Here is a 16,703-nt window from a genome sequence, read left to right as displayed (position 1 = left end):
GCGTTATTTATCAATTGGTTAAAATAGAAAAAGAGGCTAAATAGCCTCTTTTTTATTCAGTATCGACGACAGCTAGAGGATTACTTCTGCTCAGCGCCTATCTCATCCATATCAGCACGGCCAATCACATCGATATCCTCTAAGCACAGTTTGTCATATTCTTTTTTACAAAAGTTAGGATCGATTTTGCACATCGCTGTTTGTAGTTGATCGAGGCGATTTTCTGATTGTTGGATATGTTCTAGCATTTTAGCAAACGCTTCAGCCACAGGATCTTGTGAGGATGGGTCGATGCCATAAGCCCGAAACGCGTTTTCGCGTGCTAAATGATTAGTGGATTTTTCATCTATTGATTTTTTATCTACTGCTTTTTTATTTATGCCATTATCTGTAGAAGCAGCTTGCGCCACTTTTTCTTGTTGCTTGGCATCATCGACTTTTTTGACAATTGGATTGCCCTTTTCATCATGATGGTCTGATATCATCCGAGCGGCGCTGCCGACCATGGTCGCACCTGCTGGTACTGCCTTTACTACGACGGCATTTGAGCCAATTTTGGCGCCTTTACCGACAGTAAATGGCCCCAATACTTTAGCACCAGCACCAACGATAACCCCATCTTCCAAAGTAGGGTGGCGCTTGCCATTGTTCCAAGAGACGCCGCCAAGTGTGACCCCGTGATAAAGGGTCACATCATTGCCAATCTCTGCCGTTTCGCCAATGACAATGCCCATACCATGGTCAATAAAAAACCGTCGACCGATTTTGGCAGCAGGGTGTATCTCAATACCTGTGATGATGCGTGAGCCATAAGAAATTACTCGCGCCGCCAGCTTTTGGTCGTTTTGCCACAGACAATGTGCACCGCGATGCAAAATAAGTGCATGAATACCAGGATAGGTCAGGATAACTTCTAAGCTATTACGTGCAGCAGGGTCACGGTTAAATACCGCATCGATATCTTCTTTTAGGTCTTTTTTGATGCGTGAAAGTGATTTGAATAAGGCAGTTGGCAATGACATAAATTGTCCTATCGTATTTTTGATTACAATCTATTTAGTTATAGCAGCTTTGCAGCACAAAATATAGCGATGAGCGATAAATAAAAACGGACGACTGACAGATAAAATGCCAGTCATTGACAATTTATCTACAGGCAATTATTTATGATTTAGCTATCACTGACAACATATTTTAGCAGTTCAACAACTTGCTCTGGCGTTTGCGCCCATGCCATTGCCGCCGCATCGACTTCTTTTAGCGGATGGATAATATCTTCAGCATGAAGGGTAATGTACGTCTTGCCTAAAGCCGCGCAGTAGCCAGCATCGAATGCAGCGTTCCACTGCTTATATTTATCACCAAAGCGAATGATAGCAATATCGCATTTTTGAATCATGTTTTTGGTGCGAATCGCATTAACTTTTGATGATTTATGGTCGCGCCAGAACCCATTGTCATTTTTACCGAGTACGTCACCGGCGGCATCGCTGGCTTCATGTTCAGTCACTGCTGAGGTAAAGGTAATATCTAAACCTTGGTCTTTCGCGCCTTGCATGATTTTTTGTCGCCAGTCGGTGTGTATTTCTCCAGACAAATAAACGTTCCAATTCATCATCAATTCCTTTTTATTATTGAATCCTATCATTTTTAAAATCATAGCATTTGTAAATGCTACTGCTGTTATTGCAATAGCAACTCAACGCCAGAAACCTGGCATATTAAAATCTTTAGTCTTTTGCAAGTTTGGCAATTAATGCGCTTAATAGCTGATACTCTTTTTGATCAAGCTGTAGGCGTGAGCCCAGTCGTGACAGTCGCGATGGTAAAGACTTCAAGTTTTCGCTATCGGCTAAACCTCGTTGAACCATCAGTTCAGTGGTGCGATGAGTCAGCTGTTGCAATTGCTGCTGGGTAATGGCGGGTTCATCCCATTGCTGACGTAAATGTACATCGAGCATTGGCTGAGTAGTAGTGCCCAAAGCAGTATCTAAACTATCCGCTGTCTGAATGTGTGATTGCGCGTAAGCAAAAATAAAGCTAGCGATTACTTGCACGGCTGACGCGACATTGAGTACAGGATAAGCAGGGTTGGCATCGATTTGGATATGATAATCGGCATAAGCCAACTCTTCATTGGTCAATCCACGATCTTCACGCCCAAATAGGATAGCGATATTTGGTTTACTAGCAGTAGCAGCCGATAGGGTATCAGCGTTGCTATCGTCTTTGCTCGACGCCGACTGTTTATCGATAAAATCAAACATAATCTTAGCAGCTTGCGTGGGTGTCACGACAGGACGGGGCAAATGACGACTGCGACTACTTGCAGCAAATACCAACTGGCAATTCGCAATAGCAGATTCTAAAGTAGGTGCAATCAAGGCTGATGATAGCAGCTCGCTTCCACCTGCTGCATGAGACACACTGGTTTCATCAATTGGTAGCTTGGGATCGACAACTGTCAAACGAGACAAGCCCATTGTGTGCATGGCGCGCGCTGCTGAGCCAATATTGGCAGGCAAAGTGGTATTAACCATGACAATTTGCACACAAGACAAATAGTCGCTCACTGTATGGTGGAGAGTAGATGCTGCTAATATAGGGGTGGAATCATTACTCATTACAACCCCAGTCTTAGATTGATTTCTTGTTCTGCGCGTTGCAATGCGGCGGCGATACTTTCAATCAGTGCCGATTGCTCGCTGATAAGACGCTCGCGGCAGCGCTCTTGTAACTGGCTGCTCAAGTTCATTAATTGGGTCGTACCCAAGTTGGCGCTAGCCCCTTTTAACGCATGAGCAACCTCAAAACCATTGGCATTGTCATTTTCTTGCTGAGCGACTCGCAGCGCACTTACTCGCTGCTGACTGTCAGTGATATACACTTGTATCAAGTCAGCAAAGTCTTCTTCTAACAAATCACGCATGTCTTCAAATTGCTCATGATTAATGATTTCTTCAGCTTGGTGAGCCATATTTTTATTTGGGGTTTCATCCATGGTTTTATGTCCAATTCTAAAAGTTAAAACGGTAAAGGGTTTGTAATAAATACGTCAATGTTCTTCAGGTATGAGGATACGCCCTAGCTATAATGGAAATGCAAATTGTCTTCACTAACCATATTCTTTAATTGCTGTAAGTTATCATCGTTGGGGTAGATGCGCCAGTGCTCAGATAGCCCTACGTTAGCGATGCCAAATTCCTCATAAATGCTCAGTCCCAGTGGCAGACAATTATCATTAATCGAGGTGTCGGTATTGCTCAAAGCATTATTGGCATAACTTTGACTAGCACTATTTTGATTCATGTCATTTTCTAGCGCCAATAAATCATTGCCATTTTCATCATATAAACTTCCGCCCATCGCAGCATCGTAGCCACTGTTGCCATTAAAGCTGCCACTTTGCTCGTCTTGCTCGTTGTCATGAGAAAGTTTTGGTGCTGGAATAATGCTGGCTTGTGCAGACTTGAGTAACGGTTGCAGTCGTGTCAGCAGATTGATATCGCTGCCATGAATTTTAATACTGATTTTTTTCATCCATCTTAGGCGCGCATCGACCATGCTCATCGCACTATCAAGACGGGCAAATAAACGCCCATCACGCTCACGAATGCTGCCTTTGATGATGACGACTTCATCAATTTTCAACTGTTCTTTGACACGATTGAAACGCTCGGCATAGCAGCTTACTTCCAGCCTTGAAGTGCCGTCATCTAAGATAATGACGTTGCGATTACCAAAGTTGGCAATATCAATAATCAATCCGGCGAAATAACAGCTACCGTTATAGCCCGTGTCAGTCAGTTTGTCGAGACGAGTGCCTGAGGTATAGCGTTTTAACTCATCCAAGTATTCATTGATTGGATGACCCGTCAAATACAATCCTAACGTGTTCTTTTCTGCTTTTAAACGATGTTTATCACCCCAAATCAGCTCTGGCGTCATAACCAGTGGCGGCGCGGCGACGACACCATCCATTTCACCAAACAAATCCATCATGCCGATTTCACGGTTCTGACGGTCTTGTTCAGCAGCTTGTACGGCACTTGGCAGCTGGCTCATTAATGCGCCGCGAATCTCGTACGCTTCATCGGCTGGTAAATCTGGTCGCAGGGTGGCTGCAAAGTCATCAAAACAACCTGCGTTTATCAGTCCCTCTAAAGTGCGTTTATTGACCTTTTTAATATCAACGCGGCGACAAAAATCATAGAGATCTTTAAACGGACCTTCACGGCGGCGTGCATCAACGATAGACTCAACCGCACCTTCACCAACGCCTTTAATCGCACCTAAGCCATAAATAATATTGGTCGGTGTATCGGCAACAAAATGCCACTCACTGCGATTTACCGATGGATTAACGACGGTTAAATCAAAGTTTTCACGGCAATCATTGATAAAGAACACCACGTTGTCAGTGTTGTTCATATCTGATGTGAGTACGGCTGCCATAAACTCAGCAGGGTAGTATTGTTTTAGGTAAGCGGTCTGATAAGCCAGTACGCCATAAGCAGCCGAATGCGAGCGGTTAAAACCGTAACCTGCGAACTTCTCCATCAAATCAAAAACACCACCTGACGTCGCTTCGTCGATACCTTGCGCGGTTGCACCAGTGATAAAGATATCGCGCTGTTTGGCCATTTCCTCAGGTTTCTTTTTACCCATGGCTCGGCGTAACATATCCGCGCCGCCCAAGCTATAGCCTGCCATGACCTGCGAGATTTGCATGACCTGTTCTTGATAGACAATAACGCCATTGGTATTTTCTAAAATCGGCTCAAGATTGGGATGGTCATAAATCACTTCCTCGCGACCGTGCTTACGGTCGATATACATCTCTACCATGCCAGCATCAAGCGGACCTGGGCGATAGAGCGCACACATGGCGATCACATCTTCGATGTTGGTCGGTTGTAATTTCGCCAGATACTTTTTCATGCCCATACTTTCTAGCTGAAAGACGGCAGTGGTCTTAGCATCTTGCAAGAGCTTGTAGGCTTTTTTATCATCTAACGGTAGGTCTTCTAACACCAACGCATCTTTGCCTTCTTTGGCACGGCGCAGATTGATATTTCTGACAGCGGCATCAATCACGGTCAAGTTACGTAGACCCAAAAAGTCAAATTTTACTAGCCCAACCGCTTCAACGTCATCCTTATCAAACTGGCTGACACGGTGACCTTCATCATCACAATAAATTGCGCTAAAATCTGTGATTCTGTGCGGCGCAATCAATACGCCACCAGCATGTTTACCCACGTTCCGGCAAATACCTTCAAGCTTAATCGCCATTTCCCACACTTCAGTGGCATCTTCATAATCCATATTGTCAGGATTGGAGATTAAGTCTTTGAGCTGCGGCTCTTGTTCAAGCGCTTGGCTTAAAGTAATCCCCGGTGTTTTGGGAATAAGTTTCGACATTTTGCTGGCAAGGAAGTACGATTTACTTTGCGCGCGCGCGACATCTCGAACTACCGCTTTTGCTGCCATCGTACCAAAGGTAATGATTTGCGAGACCGCTTCACGACCATAGGTTTGTGCTACATAATCAATAACGCGGTCGCGACCTTCGATACAGAAGTCAATATCGAAATCGGGCATGGACACACGCTCGGGATTCAAAAAGCGCTCAAATAATAAGTCGTAATGAATAGGGTCGAGGTCGGTAATATTGAGCGAATAAGCAACGAGCGAGCCTGCACCAGAACCACGACCAGGACCGACTGGTACGCCATTGGCTTTTGCCCAGCGGATGAAGTCCATGACGATGAGGAAGTAACCAGGAAAACCCATTGAAAGAATAACTTTTAGCTCATACTCTAAGCGGTCATCATATCTTTGGCGAAACTCGCTCCAATTATCGCTACGTTTTTCGATGGGAAATAGTTTATCTAGTCGATTATTAAGCCCACGGATTGATTCTGCACGGAAAAACGATTCAATGGTCTCACCTTCAGGCACAGGAAAGTCAGGTAGTACGTTGATACCAAGCGTCAACGTCACATTACAACGGCTTGCTAAGCGCAAAGTATTATCTATAACCTGCGGAATATCAGCAAATAACTGCTGCATTTGCGCTTGGGTTTTAAGGTATTGCGCATCGGAATAAGTTTGCGGGCGATTTTGGTCGGCAAGGACGTAAGATCCTGCAATACAGACGCGTGCTTCATGGGCATCAAAATCGTCTTGCTCTAAGAAACGCACGTCATTATGAGCAATGATAGGAATATGATGCTTAGCACCCGAATGAATAGCCGCTTTAATAAAGGCGTCTTCACCTGAGCGATTGGTACGCTTAATCGCAAAATATAAGCGATCAGCAAATTGCGCTTGCCATTCTATTAGCAGCTCATCGGCTTTTTCTGGCATAGATCCAACCAGTGCCTGACCGACATCTGATTTTTCAGTAAATAAGACAATCACGCCTGCCGCATGCGCTAAAATATGACTGCGCTTGACGACTGGTACACCATGATTGGCATCGTCGGCGCGTCCTTCGGTAAAGCCGAGCGATACGATACGAGTGATGTTTTGATAGCCCTCGTTGTCCATCGCGAGTAGGGTGAGCCGTGTGTCTTCATTTTCCATGATGACTTCACTGCCGATAATGGGCTTGATACCCGCACCTAGGCAAGCACGATAAAACTTCACCGTGGCATACAGATTGGACAAATCGGTCAATGCCAGCGCGCGCTGATGGTCAGCCGCCGCAGCTTTCACTAGCGGCTTGATACGCACGATAGAATCAGTGATTGAATATTCGCTGTGGATGCCAAGGTGTACAAATGCCATAGAAGACTCTTACTAGTACGATCAAAAGCAATAAGCTATCGATAAAATAAAGGATGTGTATCCGTTATTTATATGGATGTTCAAAGGTAAATAAGACCTCGATAGCCATGTTGATACGTTTTAAATGGGGTCGTCAATAATAGCATTATTTGCCGTAGACAGCCACTGGTTCAAAGGGTTTAATCTGAGTGAGAGGATTTGTTTTTCTTATTTATAAAGGTGAAATTTTGCTGTGTTTTGTCTCAATAGTTGGTAGCATAAACATTTGTCCTTAAGTTATTGCGAAACAAAGCCCATTTGACGCCTTATTTCACACAATAATGTTCATGTAATCAAACAAAGACGATAATATTATGAGTAACATTACGAAGCTGCCCGCATTTGGTGACATGTTAAATGCGGGTATACAAACCATAAAAAATTTGAGTACGCGGAACACCGTTGGTCGCACGGTATTTTATAGAGAGTTTGAAAAGTTAGCACAAATTGTCAATGATCATAAAGAAATCAATTACATGAGTAATTATGATATACGCCATGAGTGTCATAACGGCTCACCCTGTTATGATGACATCGTTGATCTAATTTTGTTGTGCTTGTCCGCGATGGGGCTGGTCAAAGAAGACAAGTTCAGCTTGGTACCCAATTTAAATCAGAATTTTGCTAATTTTATTACTTTTGATGAAAAAGTAACGCCTAAAAACATCATACGTTTAGACCCGTTTGGCAAAGTCTATTTTTGGTTAGCAGGAAGCAATTTTACTCAATACATTAACGAAGGCATTCCAAATAGTGATTATATTGCTAACTTGACCCGTTTTGATAATAAAGCCTTTGCTGATCTGCAAAAAGTCAATATTGCGGCTTATGGTAAAAATGGCGATGCACTTATTAATCATTTGATAGAAGAAACTCAGCGCCGAACGTCTATGTTTATGAACAATTATGCAGATGCTACTGTGGGCAATGATTTTGTCAAAGTAACGCCTGATATGATTATGGCGCAGCTTGAAAGCTTGTCACCTCTGCAGTTTGAGTGGTTTTGTCTAAAAATGATTGAACGATCTTTAGAGATTGAAAGTCCTGAGAGTAATTTGACCTCGCGTCATACTGGACGCTCGAATGACAATGGCATTGATGGGCTGATTATTCAGGATTTCCCAGATGGTGAGGTGCATAACTATTATATTCAAGCCAAATTATATAGTGCCGGTAATAATATATCTAATGGCGATTTGAGAAACTTCATAGGGGCTTATCCACCACAAAAAACCAATCATCATGGCTTGTTTATTACCACGACAAGCTTTACCAAGCCTGCGCAGGAATATGCCAATGCAACGGATTCGCACAGTCTGATACTCATCGATCAAATGAATCTCATAGAGCTTATGATGCAACATAAGGTGGGTCTAAAAGAGGTCAATGCCAGACCGAAATTATTATTAGACAATGACTTCTTTAACAAGATCAAGTTGTATTGATAGTATCTTTCAATACTTTTCATATCTATTAAAAAAACGCTCTTTATTATGATAGAGAGCGTTTTTTATTTATACATATCAAGTAAAAGTTAAATTAGTATCCAACCACCGCCGCATCGACGATACGTGGGTCTGACGAGCCGTAGACACCATTTGGCGTGATCATAATCGACTGGGTTGAGCCCATGGCTGATTTTGGACTGACCGTATGACCCATTGATTCAAGCTTTTTAACCGTATCAATATTCAGTGCTTTTTCGACCCGAATCTCATCAGGCAGCCATTGGTCATGGATACGCGGTGCGTGAGTGGCCTCAGCGATATTCATATCATGATCGATGACGTTTGATATTATTTGGGTAACGGTGGTGATGATGCGGCTACCACCAGGGCTACCCGTGACGATATATGGTTTACTGTCTTTAAATACCAGTGTCGGACTCATAGAAGATAATGGGCGTTTATTGGCTTCAACGGCATTTGCTTCACCGCCCAATAATCCATAACCATTAGGCACACCCGGTTTGGCAGAAAAATCGTCCATCTCATTATTGAGCAATATCCCCGTACCTTCAGCGACAAGACCTGTGCCATAAGAAAAGTTCAGCGTATAAGTATTGGCTATCGCATTGCCGTCTTTATCAACGATAGAGAAGTGTGTGGTTTGATCACTCTCATAGGGTAGAGGGTTGTTGGCTTTGATGGTAGACGCTGGTGTGGCTTTGTCTGGATTGATTAAGGTGCGTAGTTTATCCGCATAAGCCTGAGAAGCTAAACCGCTGGCAGGCACATCGATAAAGTCAGAATCACCTAAGTACTCTGCGCGATCCGCATAAGCCAACTGCATCGCCTCGGCCATTAAATGAATGGTTTGCGCGCTGTTTTGACCGTAGTCTTTTAGCGGATAACCTTCTAAGATATTTAAAATCTGCACGATATGAATACCACCAGAAGACGGTGGTGGCATGGAGACAATCTCATAACCACGATAATCGCCTTTGACGGGCACGCGAGCGATGGCTTCATAATTGGCTAAATCCTGTAAGCTCATACGACCACCCGCATCATTGACCGCTTTTACCAATTTTTTGGCCGTTTCGCCTTTATAAAATCCATCAGCACCTTTTGCAGCGATTAGTTTTAGCGAGCGAGCAAGTTCAGGTTGCTTTAAGCGTTCGCCCGGCTGATAGGCGCTACCATCAGGTTTAAAAAATACCTTTTTAGTACTTGGCCATTTTTGCATGCGATCGCTCAACGCTTCTAACGACTCGGACAAGCCTGCGGTAACTTCAATACCATTTTCAGCCAGTGCAATGGCTGGTGCCATCACCTGTCCGCGGCTCATCGTGCCATGTTCTTCTAATGCTTTAAGTAATCCTGCAACCGTTCCCGGTACGCCAACTGCTAGACCGTGATAACGAGACAAGTCGCTGACCGCATTGCCATCCTCATCGAGATACATATCACGTGAGGCGCTACTCGGTGCTTTTTCACGGTAATCGAGTGCCACCGTTTTGCCTTGCTTGGCATCATAAATCATCATAAAACCACCACCGCCAATGTTGCCTGCGCGCGGTAAGGTCACTGCTAAGGCAAAGCCAACGGCGACTCCAGCATCAACCGCATTACCACCGTCTTTTAAAATCTTGAGTCCAATATCAGAGGCGAGGGCTTCTTGGGTGGCGACCATGCCGTTCTTTGCCCAAACAGGGTGGTGAATCGCATCTGCAGAATAGATGGCTTGATCGGCATTGGTATTGTTGATCGTGGAAGTGAGGGCATTGGTTTTGGTTCTTGTCACACGCTGAGTTTCAGATATTACAGTAGGATTATCAGCCATAATCGCGAGATTGATGGCGCTAGTGTTAATCGATGTTTGGTTGATAGTAGTTGATTGATTGGTTGTCGGCTCAAGCGCGTGAGCAGATAGTGATACTAAAAATGTGCTACTGATTAACAAAATAGCCGCTTTAATATTTGCTCTACCTTGAGGATTATTGTCAGCAGTGCGTATGTTGTTTTTTGATATAGAGGTTGGCATTGTAAAGTCCTTTTTACTTGGGCGAGAAAGCAGTAGTGAGAAAGTTGTTTTGTATAAAAAAACCAAAGTATTTTCTTAATAAATAGGTTCTAATATTAGGGCGTGTTGAACATTCATAATTTCAGCCAGATATAGGCACAAGCGAGAGCCACTGTGTTCTCATAACTTTGTTTGAGCTTATCAAATCTAGTTGCAACCGCCCTGTAGTTTTTTAACTTAGCAAAAGCATTTTCTACTAAGTGTCGAGCCTTGTACAAGTGCCAGTCCATATGGTTATTGGTGAACTTAGTATTCTGTTTTCTAGGAATATTATTGAAGCAACCCGCTTGTTCAATATGGTCTCGCAGCGGATCAGAATCATAGCCCTTATCGGCACATAGCATGTCTGTACCACTTAAATTAATCTTATCAACTAAGTCTGGAGCCACCTTTACATCGTGAGTCGTACCATCTGATAAGATAAAAGTAATAGGGTTACCGTGAGCATCAACCGCTAAATGAATCTTGGTGGCGCGTCCTGCCACACTTTTACTAATGGCTTGTTCCACCTCATTGCTACCATTACTGTGCTGATGCGCTTTAATGTGTGTGCCATCGATAAATACCCATTCACAGTCTGAGTCTTTAATTAATAAAGCGAACAGTGCAATCAGTTTATTGCTACGAAACCAGCGCTGATAAGCCTTGTAGACGGTATTAGGCTTACCAAAGTAAGGTGGCAGATCACGCCAAGGACAGCCAACACGCATACGATATAATACGCCTTCGACTGTTTGTCTAAGATTCCCTTTGTCATAGATATTAAGTTCTAGTAATATAGGTCTTAGTCTTGTCCAGTGTTGATCTTTGAGCATTGTACGAGGCATAGCAAACGAGGTCTTTTTTGTGTGAGAACTTAAAGACTAACCGTTTGCTGTTTTTTTGCCATCGTTTTATTCCCAATGTTCAACACGCCCTACTAAATTGTAACGCATTGTGATATAAATAACGGTACTAATGTACACTAATTATAGACTGGCTATTTATACAAAGAGATTACTATGTCATCAAATCATATTAATAATCATAATCGACAGCGCTACTCTGAGATGACGAGTCATCATTCGTCTATCAATAATAACGACCATGTATATCAGGTAGGTAAATTGACGTCTATCGCCTTGCTGGTTGGCACTACGTCTCTGGCTCTTTTGGGCTGTCAATCAAGCCCAGCGGTATCGTCGACTGCGGCATCAAAAAGTATGATTGATTTTAGTACCGCTGATAGCGCGCAGAGCCAAGCACAAGGACGCGCATTTAATGCCAGCCTCACAGCCAAATCTGAGCGTTATCAGCAATTATTTTACCAAGAAAAATATCCCAATACGGACAATCAAGCCAAATCACATTTACTGGCAGCTATTCGTCAGCATTTGGCAACAGAACACGTATCAGTCGCGCAAGCCAATTATCAAGCCGTTCCTTTTATTGATCCAGATAGTATCGATGCCGGTTCTAGTAGCTTGCTTAGAACAATTATAGAAGCCTATGCTTATAAGCCTGACGGTGACTATGATGAAAGTGATTATGAGGACAGGCAAACTGAGGCTATGGCAGAGTTAGCAGCGGTAAGTGCAGAGTCGAAGAAATGCAATGACAATGAGGACGATGACGCTTATGAAGTCTGTGTTGTAGAGGATGTTAACTATGACGAAAACGGTTATAGTCGCAGTGACTATCAATCAGAGAGTTACGGCGAAGGGAACTATGACACCGATGATTATGAATCAGACAGTGCTTTTTCAAAGTTATCAAAATTAAACCCAAAAAGCATGATAGAGCAGTATGAAGCCATACAAACGGCTAAACAACAACCAGAGGATGTAGAACAAGGTAGCCAATCAGCAACATCTACGGGCGTCATTGGTCAAATGCTGAGTATGTTCCATCGCACGCCGGAACAGATAGCCGCGTCAAATGTTTATCAATATCAGAATTTAACGTTTAATAGTGTCAGTCAGTACAAACCCAAACAACGACAAATGCAAAGCGTCTATAGCTATGATTATGTGACACCGACGATTAGCTCATCTATACAGATACCGCTAGCGTTCGATTTTAACCATAGTACAGTTACGGTAGACCCATCAGCAATCCTGCCTATCGTAGCATTGGTTAATCCTGAAAACACCCCTTTACCTAACCAAATGGCCTCGCATACCGTTAGTTTTGGGTTGCCCGAGAGTATTACCGCGCAGCTACCGCCAGCAGTGCTTTATGATGCCGCCATCGCTGCCATACAGAGCAGCATGGCAGAGCTAGCGCCCGAGCATTTTAGCGCGGTAGATATTCGCAGTGATGCCTTTGCCAAAGAAGTCGGGGCGAGTCGTGCGGTAAAAGTCTATTTTGGCAGCAAGCAAAGTGGTGAGATGATCGGCAAAACCCTAAAATACATGACAAAGTCGCTACAGGATTATGTCGATGCCAATCCACAGAAATATCCTGATGGCGCTATGCTAAAAACTGCGCTTGCGAAAGTGCAGCTATACAATAAAGGCTACCAAAGTGCGGATGTAGGTTCGCTTTTGCAGCTAATTGAAGCCATCGGTCCGATCTCTTTTAATCAGATAAATTACTATTATTTAGACCGCTCAGATCGCCTGCTTGCTAAGCAGCAGCGGGTAAATATCGGTGGCGATTTGATGGGTTCTACAACCAGCGTGCTAAACCAAATACGCTACGATAAAAGCAGTTTTAATAAACATGCACTAACGCCTTTATTGACCGAGTCTTTTGGCGCAAATGCTAAAGCCGCTATCGATGGCAATGCATGGATAGCAGAGCAACGCCAACAAAAAGACAGACTGCAAACGGCACGTGATGCCCGCTATGACTATAGTGGGAGCAGTGATGATTACAATGATGATGACTATAGTAGCGATTATGCAGATGGTGATAGTGGCTATGAGGCAGCAGAATATGACACTGATATCGAAGACGATGCCGCAGATGATGCTGACAACAGGGTAGACGATCAATAACGCTATCTTGTTATGTTCAAGCCCATATTTATTAAGGATAAAAAATGAAAAAAGCACATCAAATCATTGCAAGTCATCTTCCGTCAGCGAGCCTTGCGTCAGTTCTTAAGGGCAATCGCCTATTTGCTGGTGCGTTGGTCACAGGGGCATTATTGTTAACGGGCTGCCAATCTACCAGTCTTGACCAATCTAATGCTATGACTGCTAAGCAAACGCCAGCGGCAGCAAAGAAAGCGTTGGCGACGGCGTTACAGAAACAGCGCCGACAGTCTTTTAGTTACCATAGCAATCTGGAGATCAGTAACGAGCAGCAGTTTAGTGATATTAATACTAAAATAGATGCTAAAGCGCCAGTCGCCTCAGGCTATATCGATGAATATTGCGAAGACACACACGATCAAGCGTATGCCGCATTAATTACCCAAGCAGAAGCGCAAAATAAAGATATTTTGGCGGCAGATTATGATGCTCAGCGAACGGTGCTCAAAGACACTTATCTTGAGTGTACGGATGCCTATGAGGCATGGGTAGAGGGTAAATATGATAGTGAAATCACTGTGCCAGTATTTTACCAACAGTTATTTGACAATTACAACGACCGATCGACAGCGCAAGATATCAAAAAAGCAAAGTTGCTAGATGCTTATGTGCTAAAGCCGCTGTCCATCAATGCGCAAGGCGTTTATCAGCCAATGGCTGGCAAGGCGACGATGCTGGCGAGCATGCAGTATCAAGCACGCAATCATCAAAGCAGTATCAATCAGCCAATTTATCTGGATTTGAAAAACGGTACTATTTATCTGTGGGCAGATAATTTTGCGATGTTTAATTCAGAGCTATTAGATGACAAGCTCGGTACAAAATGGCGCAACAAGTGGTTAAAGCTAGCCATTGATGATGGCACCTTACCTAAAGGCTTTGGTAGCGAGTTGATAAAAAGCCACTTTGCCGCGTTAGATGCCACATTTGATGCCGCACCGGTTAGCCAGTTTGATTATGTCGCCCCTAATACGCTAGCCTCGTTCTCTCCCAAGCTGCCCGCGCATCAGCTACCAGCAATGCTAGCAAGCAACCAAGTCATTCGCCGTGTACAAAGTGCTGAGAGTTATGAGCAGTTTTATCAAGATTATATGCGCATCGTTTACGAGCGGATGAGTCAGCGATATCCAGAACTGGTCAAAGAAAGCGCGGCTGACGAGGTAGGCAACACAGATGCTGATAAATTTACCAGTAAAGCTTTAGTGCAGCAGATGCTAGCAATGATAAAAAGTGACATGGATAGTGATGTGGATAGTGGCAGTGAGACAATAGAGGAAACAATGGCAGAGGCAAAAGAAAAGACGGCAGAAAGTGTAATACTATCAAATGTAGATACGCAAGAGTTGTATGGATTTGATAAGCGTGGTCAGCTCAAATGGCAGCATATGCGCAGTGAGCTTCCGAGCGAAACCGCCGCTAGTAAGAACATGGTCATAGATGTTTTGCAACAGTATTCCGCTATAAGCGCCAAAAACATGGTATTTCCCAATTTACCAAACGATGTACAAGTGCCTAATGCCAGTAATAGTATTGATATGCGCGAGTATGGTAGCGAGCTGATGCAGTATTATCGTGATGGCAATGGTACTGCAATGGGTAAGATGATGTTTAGTGTCATGCCACTGGCTAAAGAGAAGTTTGGAGCGATTGAATAATTCAGTACGGCGCCAGAAAGATCTTTAAAATGACAGGTTTATTTGAATCTAAATATCTGGAACCAAAAAGCGCACCGTTTATACGATGCGCTTTTTTATGTGTTCATAATCAGTCTTATAGGACATTCAGTATGAATGCAAAATAGCCTATTAATGACGAATTACATGCCTTGATGTGGTTTGCCATGCATTTTACCGTGCTCTGAGCCTTTATGACCTTTCGCTATTTTTTCAGCTTTTAATGTAGCAAGTTTTGCTCGTTGCTCAGCAGTCAATACTTGAGAGATAGCATGTTGAGTCTGTACTCGCTCAATGAAGCGCTGCTTGGTTTTAGCCGCTTGCTGATCAGCTAAGCGATTAACTGCGGCTGTATTTAGAGTGCTACTATTAGTCAATGCTTGCATCTGTTGCTGCATTTGCGCCCGTTCCAATTTGTTTTTTGTACGGTCAGCTTTACGATCGCCGTGTTGTGCTTGCATGATGGCTTTGATTTGCGCTTGTTGCGTTGCTGTTAGATCTAGTTGCGACATTGGACCTCTCATGCCGCCTTTTTTCATACCACCTTTTTTCATGCCATCTTTATGCTGCATTTTACTGGTCGTTGGTGTGGTATCAGTGGTTGCATTAACACTGGTACAAGCTGTTACGGTGAAAATGCTAGACATTGCTAATACTGAGCCCATTAATAATTTTTTCATCATCGTTACCTTAATTTATGGTGCATACGTTATTGGTTGCGAAAAAGTCAGTTTTTATCTGATCAGCTTATGAATGCTAAGTGTCCCGGATAGCCACTATCCATCACAGCTTGTTATCAGTATTTGTCGCTGATAGACGCTATATTACGACAGTTAGAGGTTACGAACATTTATGAAGTATTAAGAAAGGTAACGTTTATAGCGAATCGATAAGCAATTGACTGATAATATGGCTCATAAAGCGATTTAACGCTTAAGGAGAAAGATGTGCCAAACATACTACTAGGCGATGATGACGAAGAGTTGACCCAGTTATTACAAGAATACTTGCACAATCATGGGGTGACATGCGACTGCGTTCACGATGGTGAGGCTGTCATACAGAAACTCAAAACTGCGAGCAATAATGTGCTTAATGGTACTGCTGCTTACGACCTTTTAGTGCTAGATATTATGATGCCAAAAATCGATGGATTGAGTGTCTTGCGTCAATTGCCCAATATCAGTGATATCCCTGTCATTATGCTGACCGCAAAAGGGGAGGAGATTGATCGTATCATTGGGCTTGAACTTGGTGCTGATGATTATATTACCAAACCCTGCAATCCTAGAGAACTGCTGGCACGTATTAATGCCGTCATCAAACGTACTAGCGCAGCGACATCAGAGCATACGCCGCTACCAGAGAGCCGTTTGCATCTGGATCAAAACCAGCGGCTTTGTCAGATAGATGGCATAGAACTACAAGTGACGGGGACAGAATTTGATTTACTGGTTGCGCTACTGAAACAAAAAGGTGAGGTGGTGAGCAAAGCGTGGCTGTCAGAGCATGTTTTACAACGTGAATTACAACCCTTCGACCGTAGCCTTGATGTGCATGTCTCACGACTCCGCAAAAAACTCCAACCTTTTCATGATGAGCCGATCAAAGCGGTTCGTGGTAAAGGTTATCAGCTGGTATTGTAATGATG

At 43.5% G+C, this 16,703-nt stretch carries 12 protein-coding genes; 4 read left to right on the top strand and 8 right to left on the bottom strand.

Features of this window, described 5'->3' with window-relative positions; all coding sequences use genetic code 11:
* Positions 1-80 precede the first annotated feature (80 nt).
* The 5 genes from cysE to dnaE form a co-directional block, all read right to left on the bottom strand.
* Positions 81-983, bottom strand: coding sequence for a serine O-acetyltransferase (gene cysE, locus ACP69U_RS01625; protein ID WP_426137683.1), 903 nt, complete (start codon positions 981-983; stop codon positions 81-83).
* A gap of 188 nt (positions 984-1,171) precedes the next feature.
* Positions 1,172-1,615 carry a YtoQ family protein gene (locus ACP69U_RS01620; protein WP_426137614.1) on the bottom strand — a complete coding sequence of 148 codons (444 nt, stop codon included), beginning with the start codon at positions 1,613-1,615 and terminating at the stop codon, positions 1,172-1,174.
* 115 nt (positions 1,616-1,730) lie between these two features.
* The gene (locus tag ACP69U_RS01615) at positions 1,731-2,624 is read right to left on the bottom strand and encodes an RNA methyltransferase (protein ID WP_426137613.1); all 894 of its coding nucleotides are present in this window, start codon (positions 2,622-2,624) and stop codon (positions 1,731-1,733) included.
* Positions 2,624-3,001 carry an Hpt domain-containing protein gene (locus tag ACP69U_RS01610; protein ID WP_045447903.1) on the bottom strand — a complete coding sequence of 126 codons (378 nt, stop codon included), beginning with the start codon at positions 2,999-3,001 and terminating at the stop codon, positions 2,624-2,626. Before ACP69U_RS01610 ends, ACP69U_RS01615 begins: the two co-directional genes overlap by 1 nt.
* Before the next feature lie 83 nt (positions 3,002-3,084).
* Positions 3,085-6,795, bottom strand: a complete 3,711-nt coding sequence (gene dnaE / locus ACP69U_RS01605; protein WP_426137612.1) for a DNA polymerase III subunit alpha — start codon at positions 6,793-6,795, stop codon at positions 3,085-3,087.
* A gap of 353 nt (positions 6,796-7,148) precedes the next feature.
* Between dnaE and ACP69U_RS01600 the strand changes: the two genes are divergently transcribed.
* Positions 7,149-8,279, top strand: coding sequence for a restriction endonuclease (locus tag ACP69U_RS01600; RefSeq protein WP_201553751.1), 1,131 nt, complete (start codon positions 7,149-7,151; stop codon positions 8,277-8,279).
* A 94-nt stretch (positions 8,280-8,373) separates the two neighbouring features.
* On the opposite strand, the gene ggt is transcribed toward ACP69U_RS01600, so the two are convergent.
* Both ggt and ACP69U_RS01590 read right to left on the bottom strand, forming a co-directional pair.
* The gene (ggt, locus tag ACP69U_RS01595) at positions 8,374-10,320 is read right to left on the bottom strand and encodes a gamma-glutamyltransferase (RefSeq protein WP_426137611.1); all 1,947 of its coding nucleotides are present in this window, start codon (positions 10,318-10,320) and stop codon (positions 8,374-8,376) included.
* Positions 10,321-10,433: 113 nt separating this feature from the next.
* Entirely contained in the window at positions 10,434-11,186 is a 753-nt protein-coding gene (locus ACP69U_RS01590; RefSeq protein WP_193217037.1) for an IS5 family transposase, read from the bottom strand.
* Positions 11,187-11,360: 174 nt separating this feature from the next.
* Here ACP69U_RS01590 and ACP69U_RS01585 point away from each other — a divergent pair, with 174 nt between their 5' ends.
* On the top strand, positions 11,361-13,340 hold the full coding sequence (locus tag ACP69U_RS01585) for a hypothetical protein (protein WP_426137610.1): 1,980 nt from the start codon (positions 11,361-11,363) through the stop codon (positions 13,338-13,340).
* Between the two features lie 44 nt (positions 13,341-13,384).
* A complete protein-coding gene (locus ACP69U_RS01580; protein WP_426137609.1) occupies positions 13,385-15,034 on the top strand; it encodes a hypothetical protein in 1,650 nt (549 codons plus the stop codon).
* Positions 15,035-15,195: 161 nt separating this feature from the next.
* Here ACP69U_RS01580 and ACP69U_RS01575 read toward each other — a convergent pair whose 3' ends face one another.
* Positions 15,196-15,732 (bottom strand): Spy/CpxP family protein refolding chaperone, encoded by a 537-nt coding sequence (locus ACP69U_RS01575; RefSeq protein ID WP_045455519.1) that lies wholly within the window; start codon positions 15,730-15,732, stop codon positions 15,196-15,198.
* 267 nt (positions 15,733-15,999) lie between these two features.
* On the opposite strand from ACP69U_RS01575, the gene ACP69U_RS01570 reads away from it, so the two are divergent.
* On the top strand, positions 16,000-16,698 hold the full coding sequence (locus tag ACP69U_RS01570; RefSeq protein WP_201601406.1) for a response regulator transcription factor: 699 nt from the start codon (positions 16,000-16,002) through the stop codon (positions 16,696-16,698).
* Positions 16,699-16,703: the final 5 nt, after the last annotated feature.

The sequence above is a fragment of the Psychrobacter sp. TWR1-1-1 genome (genome assembly GCF_049895865.1).
GTDB classification, from domain to species: domain Bacteria; phylum Pseudomonadota; class Gammaproteobacteria; order Pseudomonadales; family Moraxellaceae; genus Psychrobacter; species Psychrobacter immobilis_A.
Note: the sequence above shows the minus strand (reverse complement) of the source record. Positions and strands in the feature narration are given on the sequence as shown.